The organism is Roseateles sp. P5_D6, from assembly GCF_054049415.1.
On sequence record NZ_JBFUMK010000021.1, the window covers coordinates 36,100 to 58,243 of the forward strand.

A 22,144-nucleotide genomic window follows, 5' to 3' on the forward strand; every position below is an offset into this window, starting at 1 on the left:
CTCGGTCGGATTGCAAGGCGCCGGGCAGTCATGCAGCACCAGCTCATGCCGCGCATTCTTGGCAGTACCTGGCCGCGCCGAAAGCTGCGTCTGGCCCTAGCCGCGGCGCAACCCTAGCTGCGGCTGACCCTAGCCCCGTCCAGCAATTGCTGCACGTCCACCATCAGCGCGCGGGTGCGCAAAGGCTGGTGGCCGAGATGGTAGTGGAGCAAGCCGCGCAGCGTGGTCTTCAGGCCTTGCAGCTCCGCCGCGCAGGCCTGACGCAGCGCGGCGGGGCTGCCGTGCAGCAGCGCGGCCTGGAGCTGGATGAGCAGCGTGCCGGGCAGGCTGGCGTCGCTGGTGGGCGGGATGAGGCCGGACTCGGGCGAGAGCTGGTAGCGGCGCGCGGGGTCGATGGCAGTCTGCGTGGTCGTGACGACGCTGAGGTCGGGCAGCAGGCCCAGCTCGGCCAGCAGCCTGATCTCGAAGGCACGCAGCGCCGCGTCGCCCTCGGCCAGATGGGCCAGCGTGTCGGCGTAAGCATCGAAGAGCCGGGGATGCGGGTCGTGGCGGGCCAGCAGCTTCATCAGCAGCTCATTCAGGTAGTAGCCCGAGAACAGCGCCGCACCCGCCGGCAGGGTCGCACCGCCGCCCCACTCCGCGCTGCGCAGGGTCTGCACCTCACCACCCTCCGCCTTGGCGGGCTTGGAGAGACTGACAGAGATGCGCTGCAACGGCAGCAGTACGGCGCGCAGCTGCGAGTAGGGCCGTTTGGCGCCCTTGGCCGCGACGGCGAGCCGGCCGGACTCGCGCGTGAACAGGTCGAGGATGAGGCTGGACTCGCTCCAGTCGTGCTGGTGCAGCACGTAGGCCTGCTGGACCGCAGGTGGGCGCGTCAGCCGCATCGGCTCGGCCGATGAACAAGGTCACAGAGGCACAGAGGCACAGGGAAATTCAAGGTTTTCCTCTGTGTCTCCGTGCCTCTGTGGCCGTGTTGTCTTTGACGATCACTCGTAGCCGTAGCTGCGCAAATGCTCTTCGGTATCCGCCCAGCCCGAGCGCACCTTGACCCACAGCTCGAGGAAGACCCGGCCATCCATCAGATGCTCCAGTTCCTGGCGCGACTCCGAGCCGATGCGCTTCAGGCGCTCGCCGCCCTGGCCGATGATCATGCCCTTGTGGGCGTCGCGCTCGACGACGATGCTGGCGCTGATGCGGCGCAGCTCGCCCTCTTCTTCCCACTTGTCGATGATGACGGTGGAGGTGTAGGGCAGCTCGTCGCCGGTCAGGCGGAAGAGCTTCTCGCGAATGATTTCGCTGGCGAGGAACTTCTCGCTGCGGTCGGTCAGCGCATCCTCTTCGTAGAACCAGCCCTGCTCGGGCAGATAAGGCTTGAGGATCTTGAAGAGGCGGGTGACGTCGGATTCCTTCTTGGCCGACAGCGGCACGAACTCGCTGAAGTTGCGGCGCTCCTGCATGCCCTTGAGCCAGGGGGCCAGCTCCGCGCGGCGGTGCACGGCATCCAGTTTGTTGGCGATCAGCACGACCGGCTTGTCTTCAGGCAGCAGGCCCAGTACCTTGGCGTCGTCCAGGCCAAAGCGGCCGGCCTCGACGACGAAGAGCACGAGGTCAACGTCGGCCAGCACGCCGTGTACGGTGCGGTTGAGCGTGCGGTTGAGCGCGGCGTTGTGCTTGGTCTGAAAGCCGGGCGTGTCAACGAAGACGAACTGCGCCTCCTCGACAGTGCGCACGCCGGTGATGCGGTGGCGCGTCGTCTGGGCCTTGTCGGACGTGATACTGACCTTCTGTCCGACCAGGGCGTTCAGCAACGTGGATTTGCCGACATTGGGGCGACCGACGATGGCGATGAGGCCACAACGCTGGGGAGGACCGTCAGCGGTGGCAGCGGCAGGGGGTACAGCGTCGGTGGTCATGATTTGCCTCGTTCGGCGGTGAGTCTATCCAGCAGGCGGCTGGCAGCCTCCTGCTCGGCGGTGCGGCGGGAGCGGCCTTCGCCGAGTTCGGCCACGTCCAGGGCCGGCACCGCACATTCGACCTCAAAGGTCTGGGCATGGGCCTGGCCGCGCGTCGCGACGATACGGTAGCTGGGTACGGCGATGCGGCGGGCCTGCAGCCATTCCTGCAACGCGGTCTTGGCGTCCTTGGCGAAGTCGCCGGCGCTGGTGGCGGTCGTGATGGTCTCGCCGAGCAGGCGGCGCACGATGGCCAAAGCAGCGTCGTAGCCAGCGTCGATGTAGGCCGCGCCCAGCACGGCCTCGACAGCGTCGGCCAGGATGGACGGGCGCTGCGCGCCGCCGCCACGGGCTTCGCCGTCGGACATCTTCAGCACCGCCGGCAAGCCCATGGCCAGCGCCAACTTGTGCAGGCTTTCCTCGCGCACGAGATGGGCGCGCACGCGGGTCAGGTCGCCTTCGTCGGAGCCGGCATAGCGCTCGTACAGCAGGCTGGATACGGCCAGGCTGAGCACGGCGTCGCCGAGAAACTCCAGGCGCTCGTTGTGATCGGCGCCGTAGCTGCGATGGGTCAGGGCGCGTGCCAGTAATTCGGGTCGCTGGAAACGATGGCCCAGGCGCTGTTGCAGGGCCTCAAGCACGGCGCTCATCGAAGCGGAAGCAAGGTCAACGCGACTTGCCGTGGTACTTGATCAGCAGGTAGACCGGCCCGAAGAGGTCAATCTCCTTGTCCCAGGCGAACTCGATGACGACACGGTCATTGCCGTCCTTGGTCACGACGAGGTCGCTGCTCTTGAGGCTCTGGATCGAGTATTCGACGGCGATGGCTTTGTCGAACTCCTGGCGCACCTGAGGCACGGTGGAGGGGTTGCCGGCCGAGATACGGTCGACCACGCGCTGCACGGTGTAGTACTCCAGCACCGTCGGGAAGACCTTCATGCCGACGACGGCCGTGGCGGCGAGAACGATGCCCCAGAACAGCAGGCCGAACAGCGTGACGCCACGCTGGCGGCGAGAGGAGGTCGGCGACGAAAGGCGGCTGCTGCTCATCTGCGTGTCAATTGAAGAAGGTACCGATGCGCTTGAGGTTACCGAAATTCATCCACACCAAGAAGGCCTTGCCGACGATGTTTTCATCCGGCACGAATCCCCAGAAGCGCGAATCACGCGAGTTGTCGCGGTTGTCGCCCAACATGAAGTAGTGTCCGGCGGGCACCTTGCAGGTTACGCCCTCGATGGTGTAGCGGCAATTCTCTTGGAAAGGGAAGGGGCCGTCGGCACGGTCGGCACGGAAGAAGGTCTGGGCCTGCGGCTGCACGAGGATCTCGTGCTCCTTGTCGCCGAGCTTCTCCAGGAAGCGGGGTCGGTAGACGCGCGGCGAACCACTGTCGTCATAGAAATTGCCCTGGGGCTGCACCGGCGCGGCCTGGCCGTTGATATAGAGCTTCTGGTTGACGTAGCTGATCTCGTCGCCCGGGATGCCGGCCACACGCTTGATGAAGTCGGTGCTCGGGTCTTCGGGGTAGCGGAAGACCATCACATCGCCACGCTTGACGTCGTTGTTCGGGATGATCTTCTTGTTGATCACCGGCAGGCGGATGCCGTAGTGGAACTTGTTGACCAGGATGAGGTCACCGACCAGCAGCGTCGGCACCATCGAGCCCGATGGGATCTTGAACGGCTCGAACAGGAAGCTGCGCAGCAGGAAGACGACGAGGATGACCGGGAACAGGCCGGCGGTCCAGTCCAGCCACCAGGGCTGCTGCAGGATCTGCTGGCGGGCGGGCTCCACGTCGCCGTCCACGCGGGCGATGCCCTGGGCGGCCAGGTTCTCGCGGCGCTTGGCGTCGTTGGACACCAGCGCGTCGGCTGCAGCGCGGCGTGCCGGTGCGAAATGAAAGCGCTCGGCCAGCCAGTAGAACAGCGTCACCGCCGTCAGGACAAAGAGCAGCAGCGCGAAGTTGCCGTTCCATCGGCCGGCGTACCAGCCGCCCAAGTAGGCCACCAGGGCCGCATACAAAACGCCGGTGAGAACGCTCATCGATTGAAGGGGCATGGGGAGTTAATCGTCGACTTGCAGGATGGCGAGGAAGGCTTCTTGCGGCACTTCCACGGAGCCGATCTGCTTCATGCGCTTCTTGCCGGCCTTTTGCTTTTCCAGCAGCTTGCGCTTGCGGGTGATGTCACCACCGTAGCATTTTGCCAGCACGTTCTTGCGCAGCGCCTTGATGTTCTCGCGGGCGATGATGTTGGCGCCGATGGCGGCCTGGATGGCCACGTCGTACATCTGGCGCGGGATCTGCTCGCGCATCTTGGCGGCCACGCCGCGGCCGCGGTACTGGCTCTGGCTGCGATGCACGATCATGGACAGCGGGTCGACCTTCTCGCCGTTGATCATGATGTCGACCTTGACGACGTCGGCCGCGCGGTATTCCTTGAACTCGTAGTCCATGGAGGCGTAGCCGCGCGAGGCGCTCTTGAGCTTGTCGAAGAAGTCCAGCACGATCTCGGCCAGCGGGATCTCGTAGGTCAGCATGACCTGCTTGCCGTGATAGGCCATGTTGAGCTGCACGCCGCGCTTCTGATTGGCCAGCGTCATGACGACGCCGACGTAATCCTGCGGCATGTAGAGGTGCACCGTGACGATGGGCTCACGGATCTCCTTCATGCGGCCGATCTCGGGCATCTTGGACGGGTTCTCGACCTGGATGACCTCGCCGTCGTTCATCTCGACTTCGTAGATGACGCTGGGCGCGGTGGTGACGAGATCCTGGTCGAACTCGCGCTCCAGCCGCTCCTGCACGATCTCCATGTGCAGCAGGCCCAGGAATCCGCAGCGAAAGCCAAAGCCCAGCGCCTGGCTGACCTCGGGCTCGTAGCGCAGCGACGAGTCGTTGAGGCTGAGTTTTTCCAGCGCATCGCGCAGCTGGTCGTACTCACTGGCCTCGGTCGGATACAGGCCCGCGAAGACCTGAGGCTGGATTTCCTTGAAGCCGGGCAAAGCCTCGGTGGCCGGGCCGGCATTGTTGGGCAGCTTCTTTTCCAGCGTGACGGTGTCGCCGACCTTGGCCGCCGCCAGCTCCTTGATGCCGCAGATGATGAAGCCCACCTCGCCGGCCTTCAAGCCATCGCGGTTCTCGCTCTTGGGCGTGAACACCCCCATGTGCTCGATCGGGTACACCGTGTTGGTGTTCATCATGCGGATGCGCTCGCCCTTCTTGAGCTCACCATCCACCACGCGCACCAGCATGACGACGCCAACGTAGTTGTCGAACCAGGCGTCGATGATCATCGCGCGCGGCGGGCCGTCCGGGTTGCCGCGCGGCGCCGGCATGCGGGCAATGACGGCCTCGATGATCTCGTCGATGCCCATGCCGGTCTTGGCCGAGCAAGGAATCGCGTCATCGGCGTCAATGCCGATGACGTCCTCGATCTCCGCCTTGGCGTTCTCTGGGTCGGCGGATGCCAGGTCCATCTTGTTCAGCACCGGCACGACCTGGACGCCCAGGTCCAGCGCCGTGTAGCAGTTGGCCACCGTCTGCGCCTCGACACCTTGCGAGGCATCGACGACGAGCAGCGCGCCTTCGCAGGCCGACAGCGAACGGCTGACTTCATAAGAGAAGTCCACATGCCCCGGCGTGTCGATCAGATTGAGGTTGTAGATCTGGCCGTCCTTGGCCTTGTACTGGAGTGCCGCGGTTTGCGCCTTGATCGTGATGCCGCGCTCACGCTCGAGATCCATCGAGTCCAGCACCTGCGCTTCCATCTCGCGATCGCTCAAGCCGCCGCAGCGCTGAATGATGCGGTCGGCCAACGTGCTCTTGCCGTGGTCGATGTGGGCAATGATGGAGAAGTTGCGGATGTGATTCATGGAGTCGGCTGCGGCTCTGGAGTGCTGGAGACACAACGGCAAAGCCGTTGCACCGAAGACTCATATCGCGCAGCGATGTGAAGGCGCGGGAGCGCCGTGTCGCAGGTAAAAAAAAGGCACGTCGAAGAGGCGACGTGCCTTCCAACAAAAGGTATGGCAACTGCTTGTTGGGCCTTCATTGTAGCCAAAAGGCCCTGCCGGGAAGCCGCACCAGTATTGGTTTTCCGGTCGTTGCAGGCTGCCAACAAGGAATTTTAACCACAGGTTATCCACAAGTTCCTGTGGATCGCCTGTGGATCAAATCGAGGTGTTGCCGGTGGGCGTCGATTCCACCGCCAGACACCCTTTCCAGGGCGCATCGAGCCGCCATTTTAGCGGCGGGCGCGAACAATCCCCGCCTTTATCTAAGAGTTAGCCAGCGCCAACTTCCATATTCAGTGGACAACCCGGGTCGGGGCGCTCAGCGGACATACCGCATCGCGGAAAGCCCGAGCAGACAGCCCAGGTTTTGCCGCCTCACTTGGCCGGTTTGAGCAGCACGAAACTGGTGACGTCCTCCCGGCGCACGACCAGATTCATCGCCTTGTTCTTGTCCGCCTTGGCGATCTGGGCTTGGAAGACCTTCACCGAGGACACCTCGACGTTGTCCACCGACAGGATGAGGTCCCCCTCGCGCAGCCCGGCGCGAGCGGCTGCACCCGTGGCACTGTCGACCTTGACACCGGACTTGAGCTTCATTTCCTTGCGCTGCGCATCGGTCAGTTCCGACACCTTCAGGCCAAGGGCCGCGCTGGGTGCCGTCGCCGCCGGCGCCGGCTCGTTGCCGCCTTCGCTGCCGCTACCCGGCTTCTTGCTGCGCTCGTCTTCGCCAATGGTGACGACGACATCCTTGGTCGCACCGCGGCGGAAGACGGTCAGCGTCGTCTTGGCGCCGGGCTTCACATTGGCCACGAGGCGGCGCAAGTCGGCCGCCTTGTCGACGGTCTTGCCGTCGACCTTGGTGACGACGTCGCCGCCTTCCACTCCCGCCTTCTCGGCCGGGCTGCCGGCGATGACGGAGCGGATCACGGCGCCCTGCGGCTTGCCCAGACCGATGGCCTCGGCGATTTCCTTGGTGATGTCGTCCGGCAGCACGCCCAGGTAGCCGCGCACGACACGCCCGCCAGCGCGCAGCTCATCGGCCACGCGGATCGCGTCGGCGATGGGGATCGCAAACGAGATGCCCATGTAGCCGCCGTTCTGGCTGTAGATCTGCGAATTGATGCCAATGACCTCGCCGCGCATGTTGACGAGCGGTCCGCCGGAGTTGCCGGGGTTGATGGCCACGTCGGTCTGGATCAGCGGCAGCAGATCGCCGGTGTCGCGCTGCTTGGCGCTGATGATGCCGGCCGTCACAGTGTTCTCCAGGCCGAAAGGCGAGCCGATGGCCATGACCCATTCGCCGACGCGTGACTTGTTGCTGTCGCCGACCTTCACTACCGGCAGGCCGGTCGCCTCCACCTTCACGACCGCCACGTCGGAGCGCTGGTCGGCACCGATGAGCTTGGCCTTGAGTTCGCGCTTGTCCGTCAGCGTGACGATGACTTCGTCAGCGCCCTGCACGACATGGGCATTGGTCAGCACGTAGCCATCGGCGCTGAGGACGAAGCCGGAGCCGACACCACGGCGCATGGGGCCGTCGTCGTCGGGCGTGCCGCCACCGCGCGGCGCGCCGCGGCGCTGGTTGGGCACCGGGATGCCGAAGCGGCGGAAGAACTCCTGCATCTGCTCGTTCATCTCCGCCTGGCCTTCGGCCATCTTGACCTTTTCGGAGGTACGGATGTTGACGACCGCTGGACCGACGCGCTCCACGATCTCGGCGAAGTCCGGCAGCTCGCGCGACTGCGCCACGGCGGGTGCCTGCCCCAGCGTCAGCGCAAGCGCCAGCGCCGTGCCGGAAAACAGAAAGCGCGCGCGCGCGGGGTGAAGGCGGGTCTCAGCGTGCATAAGGGAGTTCCAGGGATTCAGCAGGACAAGGCAGATGGGGCATCGAAGCGTCACTTCAAGGACGGGACTGCGAGGCGGCGGATTCCGGCAGGGCCAAGCCCCAATCAATGATCTCTGCCGGCGCCTCTCCTGGCAATCCGGCCTCCCGCGCCGCGCCAACGGCAGGCAGGGTACGGCCTGCAGCGGTCTGCGCAAAGCTAAGGCCGCCAAGTCCCTGCGCGCGCGGTGTTGTGTTCGGTGCAGCGGCGACCTGGGCGTCCGGCGCAGGCGCAGGCCGCAGCAGGCCAACGCCCAGGGCCAGGGCCACGAAGCTGGCGGCCACCGCGACGGGCGCTAACCAGTCGCGTCGGCGCGGGTGGTCGACCACCTCGGCCGGTAATTGCGCATGCAGGGCTGCGAGCAGCGCTTGAGGTTGCCGGTGCAGTTCCGGCAGTTCGGTGGCGCGAAGGCCATCACCGGCCGCATGCCAGAGCGCCCAGCGCTCGCGCAGGCCCGGGTCGCTCGCCCAGGCCGCGTTCACGCGCGCCCAATCGACCGGCGTGGCGCGGCCGTCCATGACGGCGGACAGCGCTTCGTTCAGTGAGTTGTCGGCAGCGCTCACCATCGCCGCCCTCCGCCGCCGCCCAGCAGCGGCCGCAGCCGCGCCGCGACGGCCTCGCGGGCGCGGAAGATGCGCGAGCGCACGGTGCCCGGCGGGCAGTTCATCAGGTCGCCGATCTCGTCGTAGCTCAAGCCATCCACCTCTCGCAGCAACAGCGCCCGGCGCTGATCCTCGGCCAGGGCTGCGACCGCGTCGTCCAGTTCCCGTGCCAGCTGGCGACCGGCGAGCAGGGCCTCGGGGGTCGCATCGTCGCTTGGAGTCGCGTCGGTGCCGAAAGTTCCCTCGCCGTCGTCCAGGGATTCGACGGGCCGCTGGCGGGCGCGATGGGCGTTGTGGCGTTTGGCCGCGTTGATCGCGATGCGGTAGACCCAGGTGTAGAACGCGCTCTCACCGCGAAAGGCCGGCAACGCGCGATACACGGCCAGGAAAGTCTCCTGGCAGAGGTCGGCCACGTCTTCGGGCGAGCGCACGCTGCGCGAAAGCAGCCGCTCGACGCGACGCTGGTACTTCAACACGAGCATGTCGAAGGCCGCGCGGCTGCCGCCCTGGGCTTCCCGCACCAGCAGGGCATCGGCATCGGCGTCACTCATTGCGGCGCTCGCGGTGCGGAGAACAGCGTCGCGCGCAGTGCCGTCCATTGCGTGGGCTGCTGGGTACGCGACAAAGGCAGCCAGCGTGGGCCGGGGCTGGCGCGCAGCAACAGCCAGGCATCCAGATCGATCAGCACGGCCAGTTGCACTCGGGGCCCGTCATCGCGACCGGGCTCGTCCAGCCACCAGGCTTCGCCGTCCCAGCGCAGCCGTCGCGGCAGCACGGCGGCCATGCGCCAGGCCCACCAGGCGACCAGAGGCACGGCCAGCAGAATGGGCCAGGCCAGAGCCCGGTAACTGAGTGCCCAGGCAGCCAGGCCACCCGAGGCCAAGGCCGCGATGCACGACACGAAGGCCTGCACCGCCGGTTGGGGCTGCAGATGCACGACGACCGGCGGCGTGCGGCGCATCGCCGGCGAGCGCGATCAGACGCGCTTGAAGATCAACGTGCCGTTGGTGCCGCCGAAACCGAAGTTGTTCTTCGCTGCGACGTCGATCCTCATGGGCCGCGCCTCGTTGGCGCAGTAGTCCAGGTCGCACTCGGGGTCCTGGTTGAAGATGTTGATCGTCGGCGGCGCGACCTGGTCGCGGATGGCCAGCGCGGTGAACACCGACTCGATGCCGCCCGCGCCGCCCAGCAGGTGGCCGGTCATGGACTTGGTCGAGCTGATGACCATCTGCTTGGCGTGGTCGCCAAAAGCCAGCTTGATCGCGTTGGTCTCGTTCACGTCGCCGAGCGGCGTGGAGGTGCCGTGAGCGTTCATGTACTGGACCTGGTCGGGGTTCATGCCCGCATTGCGCAGCGCCGCGCGCATGGAGCGCTTGGGGCCATCAACGTTGGGAGCGGTCATGTGGTACGCGTCCGCACCCATGCCGAAACCGGACAGCTCGCAGTAGATCTTGGCGCCGCGCTTCTTGGCGTGTTCGTACTCCTCGAGCACCAGCACGCCGGCGCCCTCGCCCAGCACGAAGCCGTCGCGGTCCTTGTCCCACGGGCGGGAAGCGGTCGCGGGGTCGTCGTTGCGGGTGGAAAGCGCGCGGGCAGCGGCAAAACCGCCGATGCCCAGCGGTGACACCGCGCCTTCGGCACCGCCCGCGACCATCACGTCGGCATCGCCGTACTCGATGAGGCGGCCAGCTTCGCCGATCGCATGCAGGCCCGTGGTGCAGGCCGTCACGATCGCCAAATTCGGTCCCTGGAAACCGAACTGGATGGAGACATGGCCCGAGATCATGTTGATGATCGAAGCCGGGATGAAGAACGGCGAGATACGGCGAGGGCCGCGGTTCATCAGCTCGGTCTTGGTGTCCTCGATCAGCGGCAGGCCGCCAATGCCGGACCCGACGAGCACGCCGATGCGCTCGGCCTGCTCTTCGGTCAATTGATCGCCGGTCGGAAGACCGGCGTCGCGCACCGCCTGCATGGACGCCGCCAGCCCGTAATGGATAAAGATATCCATGTGCCGGGCTTCTTTCGCGGGGATGTAGTCCTCGATCTTGAAGCCCTTGACCTCACCCGCGAAGTGGCACGCCAGATTGCTGGCGTCAAAACGGGTGACGGTGGCGATGCCGGAACGACCGGCGAGGATATTGGCCCAGCCTTCGGCAACGGTATTGCCGACGGGACTGATCAGGCCAAGACCGGTGACGACGACGCGGCGACGGCTCATGCAGTGCGGATCAGAGTTGCGAGAGAAAGAAAGCCTTCAGGCCTTCTGGTGCTTGACGGCGTAGTCGATCGCCAGCTGCACGGTGGTGATCTTCTCGGCTTCTTCGTCCGGGATCTCGATGCCGAACTCGTCTTCGAGGGCCATCACCAGTTCCACGGTGTCCAGAGAATCGGCGCCCAGGTCGGCAACGAAAGCCTTCTCGTTCGTAACGTCGGCTTCCGCCACGCCAAGTTGCTCGGCGATGATTTTCTTGACTCGTGCTTCGATATCGCTCATGAATCCTCCAGGAGGGATTTGCTGAAAACAGCCCAGCATTCTACGGGCTCTAGATGGACGCCCCTAGATCAGGGCGCCCGGGCCAAATCAGGCCATGTACATGCCGCCGTTGACGTGCAGCTCGGAACCAGTGATGTAAGCACCGCCCGGTGACGCCAGGAAGACGACCGCGGCGGCAATTTCCTCGGGGGCGCCCAGGCGGCCCAGCGGGATCTGCGACAGCAGTGCGGCTTTCTGGGCTTCGGGCAAGACCTCGGTCATGTCGGTGGCGATGAAGCCGGGTGCGATGCAGTTGACCGTGATGTTGCGGCTGCCCAGTTCACGGGCCAGCGAGCGCGTCAGGCCGGCCACACCTGCCTTTGCGGCGGCGTAGTTGGCCTGGCCTGCATTGCCGGAGGCGCCGACGACGGAAGTGATGTTGATGATGCGGCCCGACCGCTGCTTCATCATCGGCTTGGTGGCCGCGCGGGCAAGGCGGAAGACCGCCTTCAGATTGGTGTCGACGACGGCGTCCCAATCGTCGTCCTTCATGCGCATGGACAGGCCGTCGCGCGTGATGCCGGCGTTGTTGACCAGCACATGCAGGCCGCCTTCCTTGGCGACGATGTCGTCCACGGCGGCCTGGCTGGCGGCCGCGTCGGTCACGTTCAGCACAATGCCACGACCGCCTTGGGGGCCAAGGGCCTCGGTGATGCCGGCGGCGCCCGATTCAGAGGTGGCTGTGCCGATGACGCGCCAGCCTTCGTTGGCCAGGGCCAGCGCGATCGCGCGGCCGATGCCGCGGCTGGCGCCGGTGACGAGGGCGACGCCCTTGGGTGCGGATTCAGTCATTTCAGCCGCCTCCCAGCAGCGCACGGGCTTCGGCCAGCGAAGCGGGGTCGAAGACGCAGGCGGCCTGCAGCTCGGCGTCGATGCGCTTGGCCATGCCGGTCAGCACCTTGCCGGGGCCGGCCTCGATGATGTGGCCGACACCGCGGGCCTTCAGCGCCTGCACGACCTCGACCCAGCGCACCGGGCCAAAGGCCTGGCGGTAGAGGGCGTCGCGCAGTGTCGCGTCGTTGTCGGTGATGGCCACGTCGATGTTGTTGATGACCGGGAAGGCGGCGGCATGGAACTGCACGGTCGCCAGCTTTTCCTTCAGCCGCTCGGCGGCCGGCTTCATCAGGCTGGAGTGAAACGGCGCGGACACCGACAGCGGCAGCGCGCGCTTGGCACCGGCGGCCTTCAGGATCTCGGCGGCCTTGTCGGCGCCCACTTTGCTGCCGGCGATGACCGTCTGCTTGGGATCATTGAAGTTGACCGCCTCGACCGCCTCGCCAGTCTCGGCTGCGGCCTGGGCGCAGCCCGCGCGGACAGCCTCGCCGTCCAGCCCCAGGATGGCGTACATCGCGCCGGCGCCGACAGGCACCGCCTCCTGCATCGCCTGGGCACGAAAGCGCACCAGCGGCAGCGCATCGGCCAGGCTCAGCGCGCCGGCAGCCACCAGCGCCGTGTACTCACCCAGCGAATGACCAGCCGCAGCGACGGGCACCGCACCCGTCTCGGCGACGAAAGCGCGCCAGCAAGCGATGCCGGCCGTCAGCATGACGGGTTGGGTGTTGGTGGTCAGGTCCAGCTGCTCTTTGGGACCGGCATGGATGAGCGCACCGATGTCCTCGCCGAGGGCGGACGAGGCCTCTTCCAGTGTGCGGCGGACTTCCAGGTGGTCGCCCCAGGCGTCGAGCATGCCGACGGCCTGCGAGCCCTGGCCGGGAAAGACAACGGCGAAAGGTGCGGTCATGAGAACAATTCCAAATCAGTAGCAGTCAGAGGTGCCGATGCGGCAGCATCTGGACGGCTAGTACTTCAGCAGGGCGGCGCCCCAGGTGAAACCGCCGCCGACCCCTTCCAGCATGAGGGTGTCGCCACGCTGGATGCGACCATTGCGCACCGCGACGTCCAGCGCCAGCGGCACGGAAGCGGCCGACGTATTGCCGTGCTCGTCGACGGTGGCGATGAGCTTGTTCAGGTCCAGCTTCAGCTTCTTGGCCGTGCCCTGCATGATGCGGATATTGGCCTGGTGCGGGATCAGCCAGTCGAGGTCGGCCTCGGTCAGGCCGGCCTTCTCGAGCACCGAGCGGGCCACCTTCTCCAGCACGCCGACAGCGAGCTTGAAAACGGCCTGGCCGTCCATCTTGAGGAAGGGGCTGCCCAACACCTGGCCACCGGCGACTGTGCCGGGCGTGCATAGCACGTCGACATGGCGCGAATCGGCGTGCAACTCTGTCGCAAGGATGCCGGGCTCGGAGCTCGCACCCAGCACGACGGCGCCCGCGCCGTCGCCGAACAGCACGCAGGTCGTGCGGTCCTTGAAATCGAGGATGCGCGAAAACACTTCGGCGCCGACGATCAGAGCCTTGTTGGCAGCGCCGCTCTTGATCATCGAGTCGGCCACGCTCAGCGCATAGACGAAACCCGAGCAGACAGCCTGCACATCGAAGGCCGCGCAGCCATGCACGCCCAGCTTTTTCTGCAGCAGGCAGGCCGTGGACGGGAAGACCATGTCAGGCGTGGACGTCGCGACGATGATGAGGTCGATCTCTTCGGCAGCGATGCCGGCGGCTTCAAGCGCCGCCTGCGCGGCCGGCAAGGCGAGGTCGCTGGCAGTCTGGTCAGGCGCCGCGAAATGGCGCGCGCGGATGCCCGTGCGCTCGACGATCCAATCGTCCGAGGTCTCGACGCCGTCGGCCGCGAGGCGATCGGCCAGCGCCTGGTTGGTCACGCGGTCGGCGGGCAGGAAACTGCCGGTGCCGAGAATGCGGGAATAGCGGGAGGTAGAGGTGGCGATGGGGCTCATGCAGCCTGCGCGACGGAGTTCGCCGCGTTGTCTCCAGCATCATTCGCCTTGGCCTGAAGCGTGGCGACGATGCGGTCGTGGACCCGGTCAAGCAGCCGGTTGCGGGCGGCATCATAAGCGCGGGCCAAGGCCTGCTCGAAGGCAAAGGCGTCGGCAGAGCCATGGCTCTTGAACACCAGGCCGCGCAGGCCCAGCAGGGCCGCGCCGTTGAAACGGCGGTGGTCGACACGGTGCTTGAAGGCATTCAGCACCGGCATGGCGATCAAGCCGGCCAACTTGGTCAGCCAATTGCGATTGAACTCTTCCTTGATGAAGCCGCCCATCATGGTCGCCAGGCCTTCCGACGTCTTCAGCATGACATTGCCGACAAAGCCGTCGCAGACGACGATGTCTGTCGTGCCTTTGTAGATGTCGTTGCCCTCGACATTGCCGAAAAAATTCAACTGGCCGGCCGTACCAGCGGCACGCAGCAGTTCGCCGGCATGTTTGATGGTCTCGCTGCCCTTGATGGCTTCCTCGCCGATGTTGAGCAGGCCGACGCTGGGTTCCTCGTTGCCCTCCACGGCCGACACCAGCGCGCTGCCCATGACGGCGAACTGCAGCAGGTGTTCGGCCGTGCAGTCGACGTTGGCGCCCAGGTCCAGCACGGTCGTGAAGCGACCGCGCTGGTTGGGCATGACGGTGGCGATGGCCGGGCGGTCGATGCCGTCCAGCGTCTTCAGCAGGTAGCGGGCCACGGCCATCAGCGCGCCGGTGTTGCCGGCGGACACGCAGGCATGGGCCACAGCCGGGTTGCCATCGCGGTCGGCCTTGAGCTGCTGGATGGCGACGCGCATGGACGAGTCGCGCTTGCGGCGCAGCGCGACCTCGATGGGGTCGTCCATCGTGACGACTTCGCTGGCCGCGACGACACGGCAACGCGGCCAGGCCGCAGCGGCCGTCAGTTCCTCGGGCTTGCCCACAAGGATGAGCTCGGCGCCCGGATGCTTGTCCAGAAAGGCGCGGCAGGCCGGCAGCGTGACCGAGGGGCCGTGATCGCCGCCCATGCAGTCAACAGCCAGGCGGATCGGTTCAGGCGGGGGTACTGCGGTCATGTCAGTGGTTTTCGTGAGCCACAAAGACCAAACCCGGCGCTGCGCGGTACGCAGGCCGGGTCGGCAGATTCATCGATAGTTTGGCGCCGCGCCTGGCGGCACCGGGCACCATCAGGCCGCGTCGGCCTTGCTCTTCAGCACCTTGCGACCACGGTAGAAACCGGTGGGGCTGATGTGGTGACGCAGATGCACTTCGCCGGTCGTCGGCTCGATGCCGGTACCCGGGGTGACCAGGGCATTGTGCGAACGGTGCATACCGCGCTTGGAAGGCGACTTCTTGTTTTGCTGAACAGCCATGAAATTCTCCAGACTCTGCGGGATTTGGGGGCGGACTGTGGGGCCTTGTGGTCACAACCCCGGGGAGTGAGATCAAAGCTCGAACTCCAGACCGCAGAAAAGCCCACGAGTGTAGCACCGGATGAGAAACCCGCCAAGCTGCCACTGTCGACAGCGAGAGCCAAGCGCCTGAAGCCATGGCTTCAGGCGCTGCCGCCCCGCTTCAGGGTTGCGAGCTTGGCGAAAGGGTTGGGACGCTCCTCCTCTCCTGGCTCAATCACTTCGTCCACATGGGCCAGGGGCTCGGGGCAGATCTCGTGGCGCGGCACCAGCGGCAGGGCCAGCAGCAGTTCGTCTTCGATCAATTCGCGCGCGTCGAGGTGGCGCGGCAGGGCCAGCACATCATCGTCACTGTCCGCGTCGAGCGCGGCCGCCTCGACCTCAGTGTCGACGAAGCGGATCCAGCGGTCGATATCAATGTCTTCGTGGACCGGCTGCAGGCAGCGCTGGCAGGTCAGCGCGACCTGACCGGAGGCGGTCAGGTGCAGCCAAGTCTGGGCCTTGCTGCCCTTGGGCTGGCGGATCTCGCCGTGCAGGCTCCACTGCAGCGCTGGCCAGTCACTGGCCGGCGCTTCGGGAGCGGCCGAGTCGGCCAGCCGCTCCAGCAACGTCGCCGGCCATTCGCCAGACAGGCTGGCGTCATCATGAGCGAGAGCCGCGACATCGAGCTTCTCGGGAACAAAGGCGCGCGATTTCATGGTCGAGAGTTTAGGCGGGGGAGAATGTCCCGATGCCCCAGTTGATCCTTGCCTCGACCTCCCGCTACCGACAGGAATTGCTGGCCCGGCTGCGCCTGCCGTTCGAAGCGGTTGCGCCCAACGTCGATGAAACCGCCCTGCCCGGCGAGGCCCCGGCGGCCCTGGCCGAGCGGCTGGCCTTGACCAAGGCACGCGTGGTCGCGGCGCGGTTTCCTGGTGCCATCGTCATCGGCTCCGACCAGGTTGCCGACCTGGCCGGGGAGGCCATCGGCAAACCCGGCTCCCACGAGGCCGCCACTGCGCAACTGCGCCGTATGAGCGGGCGCGAGGTCGTGTTCCAGACCGCCGTCGCCGTCGTCGCACCGGGTCTGGCGGCCATTGAGCGCGCCGAAGTTCGTGTGCGCTTGCGTGAGCTCAGCGACTCAGCCATCGAAGCCTATCTGCGCGCCGACCAACCCTATGACTGCGCCGGCAGCGCCAAGGTGGAGAGCCTGGGCATTGCGCTGCTGGAGGCCGTCGAGTCCGACGACCCGACCGCGCTGATCGGTCTGCCGCTGATCCGCACCTGCGCCCTGCTGCGGCGCGCCGGCCTGGAGCCTCTCGCATGAACAAGGGCCGCCTGATCCTGATGCCCAATACGCTGGATTTCGGCGTGGACGATTCCCTGGACCTGCGCGAGGTGCTGCCCCAGCGGGTCATTGAGCAGGCCGCGCGGCTGACGCACTGGGCTGCCGAGAGCGCCAAGACCACGCGAGCGCTGCTCAAGCGCGTCGATACCATTGCGCCGCTCGTCCAGCCGCTGCAGGCCATGCAGATCGTCGAATTGCCACGCCCACCCAAGGGTGGCAGGGGCGGCGGCGATGACGTGGCCGCGTGGCTGGCGCTGCTGGACCCGGTGCAGGCCGGGTACGACCTCGGATTGATCTCGGAAGCCGGCCTGCCGGCCGTGGCCGATCCGGGCGCCCGCCTGGTCGCGCTGGCCCATGAGGCCGGCATCGAGGTGGTGGCGCTTTCCGGGCCGAGCTCGCTGCTGCTCGCCCTGGCCGCCAGCGGGCTCAACGGCCAGAGCTTCGCGTTTGTCGGCTATCTGCCGGTGGACGCCGCACCTCGTACGGCGCGCATCCGCGAACTGGAGGCCTGGTCGGCCAAGGCCCAGCAGACCCAGTTGCTGATCGAGACGCCCTACCGCAACGAGGCGCTGCGCCAGGCGCTGCTGGCGGCGCTGAAGCCCGGCACGCGGCTGTCGATCAGCGTCGGCCTGACGCTGCCAGGCGGCTGGACGCAGACCGCCACGGTGGCGGACTGGCGGTCCAACGGCACCAAGCTGCCCGACCGCATCCCGGCCGTGTTTTCAATCCTGGCTTAGGACTCGACCGGCGCCGGCGCAGGCTTGGCGCCAAACAACGCGGCCACTTGCTTCTTGGGCTTGATGTAGCTGGACAGGCCCTTGCCTGCGCCAGCCGGCGCCGCTGCAGCCTTGGTTTTTTCCCAGGCTGGTGCCTCACCGGCAGCGCTGGCCTCGTAGGGCTTGTCGAAGAAGGGATCCTTGGGCGGGGAAGGCGGGCGATAGGTGGGCCGCACGGCGGGACGGGCCTCGAAAGAAGCTTCTCGCTCCTCGCGCGGGCGCTCGAAACGCGGCGGGCGGCTGTCCTGCAGCTCGAAGGGATCGAGGTCGATCTTGCGCTTGAGCAGCTTCTCGATGTCGGCCACCAGGCGCGCGTCAGACTTGGTGACCAGCGTGACTGCCAGGCCCGAAGCCCCCGCGCGGCCCGTGCGGCCGATGCGGTGGACGTAGTCCTCGGCATTGAAGGGCACGTCGAAATTGAAGACCGCCGGCAGGTCGGCAATGTCCAGGCCGCGCGCAGCCACGTCCGTGGCGACGAGCAGGTCCACTTCGCCGCGCTTGAAGGCGTCGAGCGACTTCAGGCGCTCATCCTGCGATTTGTCGCCATGCAGGGCGGCCGTGCGCAGGCCGTCGCGCTCGAAGGAGCGCGCCAGACGGGCCACACCCAGCTTGGAGTTGCCGAAGACGATGGCCTGGCGGATGGAGCGCTCCTTCAGGATCTGCTTCACTGCGGCACGCTTGTCGTCATCGGTGACGCTGATGAAGCGCTGCTCGACGGTCGAGGCCGCCTGATTGGGGCGGGCCGTCTCGACCAGGATGGGGTCCTGCAGATAGCTCTGGGCCAGGCGCTTGATCTCGGGCGAGAAGGTGGCCGAGAACAGCAGCGTCTGGCGCGCCTTGGGCAGGTAGCTGAGGATGCGCTGCAGGTCGGGCAGGAAGCCGATGTCCAGCATGCGGTCGGCTTCGTCGAGCACGACGTACTCGACCTGGTTGAGCACGCAGTTCTTCGCTTCGATGTGGTCCAACAGCCGGCCTGGCGTGGCGATCAGCACCTCGACGCCGGCCTTGAGTGCGGCCGTCTGCGGCTTCATGTCGATGCCGCCGAAGACGACGACCGAGCGCAGGTGGGTGTGCTTGGCGTATTTCTTGACGTTCTCGGCCACCTGGTCGGCGAGCTCGCGCGTGGGCGCCAGCACCAGGGCGCGCACCGGGTGACGGGCCGGCGAGACGCTGGGGTTCTCGTGCTTGAGCATGCGCTGCAGCAAGGGGATGGAGAATGCCGCCGTCTTGCCCGTGCCGGTCTGGGCGGCGCCCATGACGTCGCGGCCTTCCAGGACGATGGGAATCGCCTTGGCCTGGATGGGCGTCATCGTCAGATAACCGGAATCAGCCACCGCGCGCAGCAGCTTGGGGTCCAGCGGCAGGGTGTCGAAACGGGCAGGCGCGGGCGCCTCGGCGGGCACCGCGACTGCGGACTCAGGGGTTTCTTGCATCCGGTGATTATCCCGGATAGGGGAAAAGGCCTGCCAGCCCTACTCCGGCCGGGTCACCGGCGGCCGTAATTCGGCTCGCGTATTCAGCACCATCCAGCGGGGCGTGCGGAAGCGAACGATGCGCCAATACAGCAGCACGTAGAAGACAACGAACAGCCCGAGGATGACCTGCAGCATGACGGTGTCGTCCCACCAGATCGTCGCTGGCACGACGGACAGGCTGCACAGCACCCAGAGATAGGGCGCGGTCAGGGCATTGCGGCGCGTCAGCACGGCGGCGTCCCGGCTGCCGATGGCCCAGCGCATCAGGCGGCGGTAGATGAGGCTGTGCAGGTGGATGCCATCGGGCATGCCGACCGGCCTGCCACGCACCACCTTGCGCCGGTACATGGAGAACACCGTCTCCCAGACTGGATAGGCGCACAACAGCAGCGGGAACATCGGCGAGACCTCGGGGTTGCGCACCAGCAGCAGAATGGCCAGCTCCGACAGTATGAAACCGAGGAAATAAGCCCCGCCGTCGCCCAGGAAGATCAGGCCGAACGGGTAGTTCCACATGAAGAAGCCCAGCACGGCGCCTATGACCGCGATGGCCATTGCCGCGACGAACTGGTCGCCGGCCTGCAGGGCGACATAGGCCAGGCCCGCCAGCATGATGGCCGAGCACATGGACGCCAGACCGTTCATGCCGTCGATGATGTTGATCGAATGGGCCACGCCACTGACAACCAGCAGCGCAAGCAGGTAGCCGCCCACCGTCGTGGCCGCGATCAAGTCCAGCCCGGGGATCTCGGTCACCTTGATCTGCGCGCCCAGCAGCCAGGCGCCCAGGGCGGCTGCCAGCAGCGTGGCCAGCATGCGGCGCAGCGGGCTGACGCGCTTGGTCAGGTCTTCGATGACGCCGGAGGCGAAGGCTGGCGCGCTGCACGCGAGCAGCAGCCCAGCCATGTGGCGCATGGCCGGATAACGCCAGGTGAGCAAGACCGTGCCGACGGCAAAGCCACCGAAGATGGCAAGCCCGCCAATGCGCGGCACGGGGCGGGAGTGAAACTTCTGCGGGCCGGACAGGTCATGGTCGGCCGACAGCGCACCGTGCAGGTGCGATGAACGGATGATGAGCAGCGTTGCAGCAGCTGCAATCGCAAAGCTCAGGGCGAGAATCGGAAGCATGGAATAAGAGCGCAGGCCTGGATGCGGGGCAGCGGCTGTGACCACCGTTCGGCCGACATCAGCAGTGTAACGACGGGAGACTGCGCCGGGCGCTATCCGGGTTGCCCCCAGGCGCGTAGCTAGAATCCGCGCCGATTCGAGCCCCGTCGGACGTCCGGCGTCTGGGCTGCTCCTCTCAACTTCACGCAGCCCCCATGACTAGTCCCGGTCTCTTGGAATTGCCTAAATATTCACCATCCACCGTGACTCAGACATTCGCCAAGGTAAAGCGCGGGGCGTCCACCCATCTGGCCTGCCACCTGATGGCCTCGCTGGCATTCGGCGTGCTGGCCAGCATGACCTCGCTGAGCAGCCGTGCGGCCGAGACCAACAGCAACGATTCACAGGTAGGGCCGGTGCGGCTGGTCGCACCGTCGCAGACGCCAGCGCGCCCCGCAGGCAGCGACCCGGGCAGCGAAGCACCGCGGGAATCTCAGCGCGAGCTGCAGCGCGGGCCGCAGCGGGAGTCGCTGCGCGCGCTCGATCCTTCGGAACGCGATGCGCGTCGGATTCTCGAGATGAGCGAGTTCGAACGCTACGTGCAGCGTGCCGTCGGTGAAGACGTTGAAGTGCCTCGCTTCGGCATGGAGCTGCTGAGCCCGCGCGTCGGCACGCCAGGCGAAGGTTCCAGCCAGATTCCCGGCGACTATGTCGTCAGCGTGGGCGATGAGCTGCTGGTCAACCTTTGGGGCGCTGTCGAGGCCGACCTGCGCCTGACCGTCGACCGGAACGGACGCATCACCATTCCGCGGGTCGGACCGGTCATGGTGGCGGGCCTGCGCTATGGCGACCTGAATACAGCCATCGACCAGCGGGTGAGCCAGGTGTTCAAGAACTACCGACTCAGCACCTCGCTGGGCAGGCTGCGCAGCATCCGCGTCTATGTCACGGGGTTCACGCTCAAGCCCGGCGCCTATGCAGTCAGCAGCCTGTCAACCATCGTCAATGCGCTGATCCAGGCAGGCGGGCCTTCCGCAGCTGGCAGTCTGCGCCAGATCGAATTGCGCCGCGGCGGCAAGCTGGTCAGCCAGTTCGACCTGTACGACCTGCTCCTGCGCGGCGACAAAACGGCGGATCGCGTGCTGCAGTCGGAGGACGTCGTCCATATCGGGCCTGTTGGGCAGCAAGTCGCACTGATTGGCAGCGTCAACCGCCCTGGCATCTTCGAACTCAAGCCGAGCGAGACCATTGACGACCTGTTGCGGATGGGCGCAGGCTTCAATGCGGTAGCCGACCGGTCGCGCCTGGCCGTTGAAAGCCTGGATACGCGCAACGATGCTCGCATCACTGAGTTGACCCTGCCGCAACAACTGCGCGCAACGCTCAAGAGCGGCGACCTGGTGCGCGCCTTCAACGCGACTGCCGCCTTGTTGCCCCAGCACCGCCAGAACAAGCGGGTGCGAATTGAGGGCGAAGTCCAGCGCCCTGGGGAATACATCCTCCCGCCCCGGAGCAGCCTGACGGACGCCATAAATGCCGCCGGCGGCCTGACGTCGGGCGCCTTTGTCTACGGTGCCGAATTCATCAGAGAAAGCGTACGCATCACGCAGCAGGCCCAGTACGAACGCGCGCTGCGGGACCTCGAAACGGAGTTCGCTCGCGTTCAAGTGAGCCAGAAGGCGCTGACAGCCGATGAAGCGAGCGCGCAGGGCTCGAGGGTGCAGAGTTCCAATCGACTCATAGACCGACTGCGGGCCGTCAAGCCGACCGGCCGTATCGTGCTGCAAACCGCACCCAATGCCTCTCGTCTGCCGGACCTGATGGTGGAAGACGGGGACCGCCTTACCGTGCCGGCCATGCCAACCACCGTTGGCGTGTTCGGCAGTGTCTTCAATGGTGGCAGTTTCGTGTTCCGCCCTGAAGCAAGCGTTGAGGACATGCTGCGCCTGGCCGGCGGCCCGACCCGCGGTGCCGACACGTCAAGCACCTTTGTGATCCGCGCCAACGGCAGCGTGGTCAGCGCCAAACAACAGTCCTCAGGCTGGATCTCCTTCGGCTCAGGCTTCTCAACACTCGCCGCCTTGCCGGGTGACACCGTCTTCGTGCCCGAGGACCTGACGCGCACGAGCTTCAGCCAGGAAGCCAAGGAATGGACGCAGATCCTGTACCAGTTCGGTCTGGGCGCTGCTGCATTGAAGACTCTCAAGAACTAACGGGCAGGTTTTTCGATGCTTCCCAACAATGCGG

23 protein-coding genes are annotated in these 22,144 nt (G+C 66.3%); 3 read left to right on the top strand and 20 right to left on the bottom strand.

Features of this window, described 5'->3' with window-relative positions; all coding sequences use genetic code 11:
• Window positions 1-113 precede the first annotated feature (113 nt).
• From recO to ACXJKM_RS23685, 18 genes are all read right to left on the bottom strand, one after another.
• Complete coding sequence (gene recO, locus ACXJKM_RS23600; protein ID WP_457355640.1) at window positions 114-884, bottom strand: DNA repair protein RecO; 771 nt, start codon at window positions 882-884, stop codon at window positions 114-116.
• Window positions 885-986: 102 nt separating this feature from the next.
• Complete coding sequence (gene era / locus ACXJKM_RS23605) at window positions 987-1,913, bottom strand: GTPase Era (RefSeq protein WP_457355642.1); 927 nt, start codon at window positions 1,911-1,913, stop codon at window positions 987-989.
• Window positions 1,910-2,602, bottom strand: coding sequence for a ribonuclease III (rnc, locus tag ACXJKM_RS23610; protein ID WP_056204240.1), 693 nt, complete (start codon window positions 2,600-2,602; stop codon window positions 1,910-1,912). Before rnc ends, era begins: the two co-directional genes overlap by 4 nt.
• A 16-nt stretch (window positions 2,603-2,618) precedes the next feature.
• Entirely contained in the window at window positions 2,619-3,002 is a 384-nt protein-coding gene (locus tag ACXJKM_RS23615; protein ID WP_457355644.1) for a DUF4845 domain-containing protein, read from the bottom strand.
• A 7-nt stretch (window positions 3,003-3,009) separates the two neighbouring features.
• Window positions 3,010-3,993, bottom strand: coding sequence for a signal peptidase I (gene lepB / locus ACXJKM_RS23620; protein ID WP_082533020.1), 984 nt, complete (start codon window positions 3,991-3,993; stop codon window positions 3,010-3,012).
• A gap of 21 nt (window positions 3,994-4,014) precedes the next feature.
• Entirely contained in the window at window positions 4,015-5,823 is a 1,809-nt protein-coding gene (lepA, locus tag ACXJKM_RS23625) for a translation elongation factor 4 (protein WP_056204249.1), read from the bottom strand.
• Window positions 5,824-6,339: 516 nt separating this feature from the next.
• On the bottom strand, window positions 6,340-7,809 hold the full coding sequence (locus ACXJKM_RS23630) for a DegQ family serine endoprotease (protein WP_457355647.1): 1,470 nt from the start codon (window positions 7,807-7,809) through the stop codon (window positions 6,340-6,342).
• A gap of 55 nt (window positions 7,810-7,864) precedes the next feature.
• On the bottom strand, window positions 7,865-8,413 hold the full coding sequence (locus ACXJKM_RS23635) for an RseA family anti-sigma factor (protein ID WP_056204253.1): 549 nt from the start codon (window positions 8,411-8,413) through the stop codon (window positions 7,865-7,867).
• Entirely contained in the window at window positions 8,407-9,000 is a 594-nt protein-coding gene (locus ACXJKM_RS23640) for a sigma-70 family RNA polymerase sigma factor (protein ID WP_457355649.1), read from the bottom strand. The genes ACXJKM_RS23635 and ACXJKM_RS23640 overlap by 7 nt, the downstream gene beginning before the upstream one ends.
• On the bottom strand, window positions 8,997-9,410 hold the full coding sequence (locus ACXJKM_RS23645) for a hypothetical protein (RefSeq protein ID WP_056204259.1): 414 nt from the start codon (window positions 9,408-9,410) through the stop codon (window positions 8,997-8,999). The genes ACXJKM_RS23640 and ACXJKM_RS23645 overlap by 4 nt, the downstream gene beginning before the upstream one ends.
• A 15-nt stretch (window positions 9,411-9,425) precedes the next feature.
• Window positions 9,426-10,670: a beta-ketoacyl-ACP synthase II gene (gene fabF / locus ACXJKM_RS23650; RefSeq protein ID WP_056204262.1), complete on the bottom strand. Its 1,245-nt coding sequence runs from the start codon at window positions 10,668-10,670 to the stop codon at window positions 9,426-9,428.
• 36 nt (window positions 10,671-10,706) lie between these two features.
• A complete protein-coding gene (acpP, locus tag ACXJKM_RS23655; RefSeq protein WP_056204266.1) occupies window positions 10,707-10,946 on the bottom strand; it encodes an acyl carrier protein in 240 nt (79 codons plus the stop codon).
• A gap of 87 nt (window positions 10,947-11,033) precedes the next feature.
• Window positions 11,034-11,777 carry a 3-oxoacyl-ACP reductase FabG gene (gene fabG, locus ACXJKM_RS23660; RefSeq protein ID WP_056204269.1) on the bottom strand — a complete coding sequence of 248 codons (744 nt, stop codon included), beginning with the start codon at window positions 11,775-11,777 and terminating at the stop codon, window positions 11,034-11,036.
• 1 nt (window position 11,778) lies between these two features.
• Entirely contained in the window at window positions 11,779-12,726 is a 948-nt protein-coding gene (gene fabD, locus ACXJKM_RS23665; protein WP_056204272.1) for an ACP S-malonyltransferase, read from the bottom strand.
• Window positions 12,727-12,783: 57 nt separating this feature from the next.
• Window positions 12,784-13,782 carry a beta-ketoacyl-ACP synthase III gene (locus ACXJKM_RS23670; protein WP_457355652.1) on the bottom strand — a complete coding sequence of 333 codons (999 nt, stop codon included), beginning with the start codon at window positions 13,780-13,782 and terminating at the stop codon, window positions 12,784-12,786.
• Window positions 13,779-14,876, bottom strand: coding sequence for a phosphate acyltransferase PlsX (plsX, locus tag ACXJKM_RS23675; protein ID WP_457326064.1), 1,098 nt, complete (start codon window positions 14,874-14,876; stop codon window positions 13,779-13,781). The genes ACXJKM_RS23670 and plsX overlap by 4 nt, the downstream gene beginning before the upstream one ends.
• A gap of 111 nt (window positions 14,877-14,987) precedes the next feature.
• Window positions 14,988-15,173: a 50S ribosomal protein L32 gene (gene rpmF / locus ACXJKM_RS23680; protein ID WP_056204281.1), complete on the bottom strand. Its 186-nt coding sequence runs from the start codon at window positions 15,171-15,173 to the stop codon at window positions 14,988-14,990.
• 182 nt (window positions 15,174-15,355) lie between these two features.
• Window positions 15,356-15,910 carry a YceD family protein gene (locus ACXJKM_RS23685; RefSeq protein WP_056204284.1) on the bottom strand — a complete coding sequence of 185 codons (555 nt, stop codon included), beginning with the start codon at window positions 15,908-15,910 and terminating at the stop codon, window positions 15,356-15,358.
• A 32-nt stretch (window positions 15,911-15,942) separates the two neighbouring features.
• On the opposite strand from ACXJKM_RS23685, the gene ACXJKM_RS23690 reads away from it, so the two are divergent.
• Both ACXJKM_RS23690 and ACXJKM_RS23695 read left to right on the top strand, forming a co-directional pair.
• Window positions 15,943-16,518 carry a Maf family protein gene (locus tag ACXJKM_RS23690; protein ID WP_056204287.1) on the top strand — a complete coding sequence of 192 codons (576 nt, stop codon included), beginning with the start codon at window positions 15,943-15,945 and terminating at the stop codon, window positions 16,516-16,518.
• Window positions 16,515-17,276: an SAM-dependent methyltransferase gene (locus ACXJKM_RS23695; RefSeq protein WP_457355654.1), complete on the top strand. Its 762-nt coding sequence runs from the start codon at window positions 16,515-16,517 to the stop codon at window positions 17,274-17,276. The genes ACXJKM_RS23690 and ACXJKM_RS23695 overlap by 4 nt, the downstream gene beginning before the upstream one ends.
• Here ACXJKM_RS23695 and ACXJKM_RS23700 read toward each other — a convergent pair.
• Both ACXJKM_RS23700 and ACXJKM_RS23705 read right to left on the bottom strand, forming a co-directional pair.
• Window positions 17,273-18,748 carry a DEAD/DEAH box helicase gene (locus ACXJKM_RS23700; RefSeq protein ID WP_457355656.1) on the bottom strand — a complete coding sequence of 492 codons (1,476 nt, stop codon included), beginning with the start codon at window positions 18,746-18,748 and terminating at the stop codon, window positions 17,273-17,275. The genes ACXJKM_RS23695 and ACXJKM_RS23700 overlap by 4 nt on opposite strands.
• 39 nt (window positions 18,749-18,787) lie before the next feature.
• The gene (locus tag ACXJKM_RS23705) at window positions 18,788-19,918 is read right to left on the bottom strand and encodes an MraY family glycosyltransferase (RefSeq protein ID WP_056204295.1); all 1,131 of its coding nucleotides are present in this window, start codon (window positions 19,916-19,918) and stop codon (window positions 18,788-18,790) included.
• Window positions 19,919-20,112: 194 nt separating this feature from the next.
• On the opposite strand from ACXJKM_RS23705, the gene ACXJKM_RS23710 reads away from it, so the two are divergent.
• Window positions 20,113-22,110 carry an SLBB domain-containing protein gene (locus tag ACXJKM_RS23710; protein WP_457355658.1) on the top strand — a complete coding sequence of 666 codons (1,998 nt, stop codon included), beginning with the start codon at window positions 20,113-20,115 and terminating at the stop codon, window positions 22,108-22,110.
• Window positions 22,111-22,144: the final 34 nt, after the last annotated feature.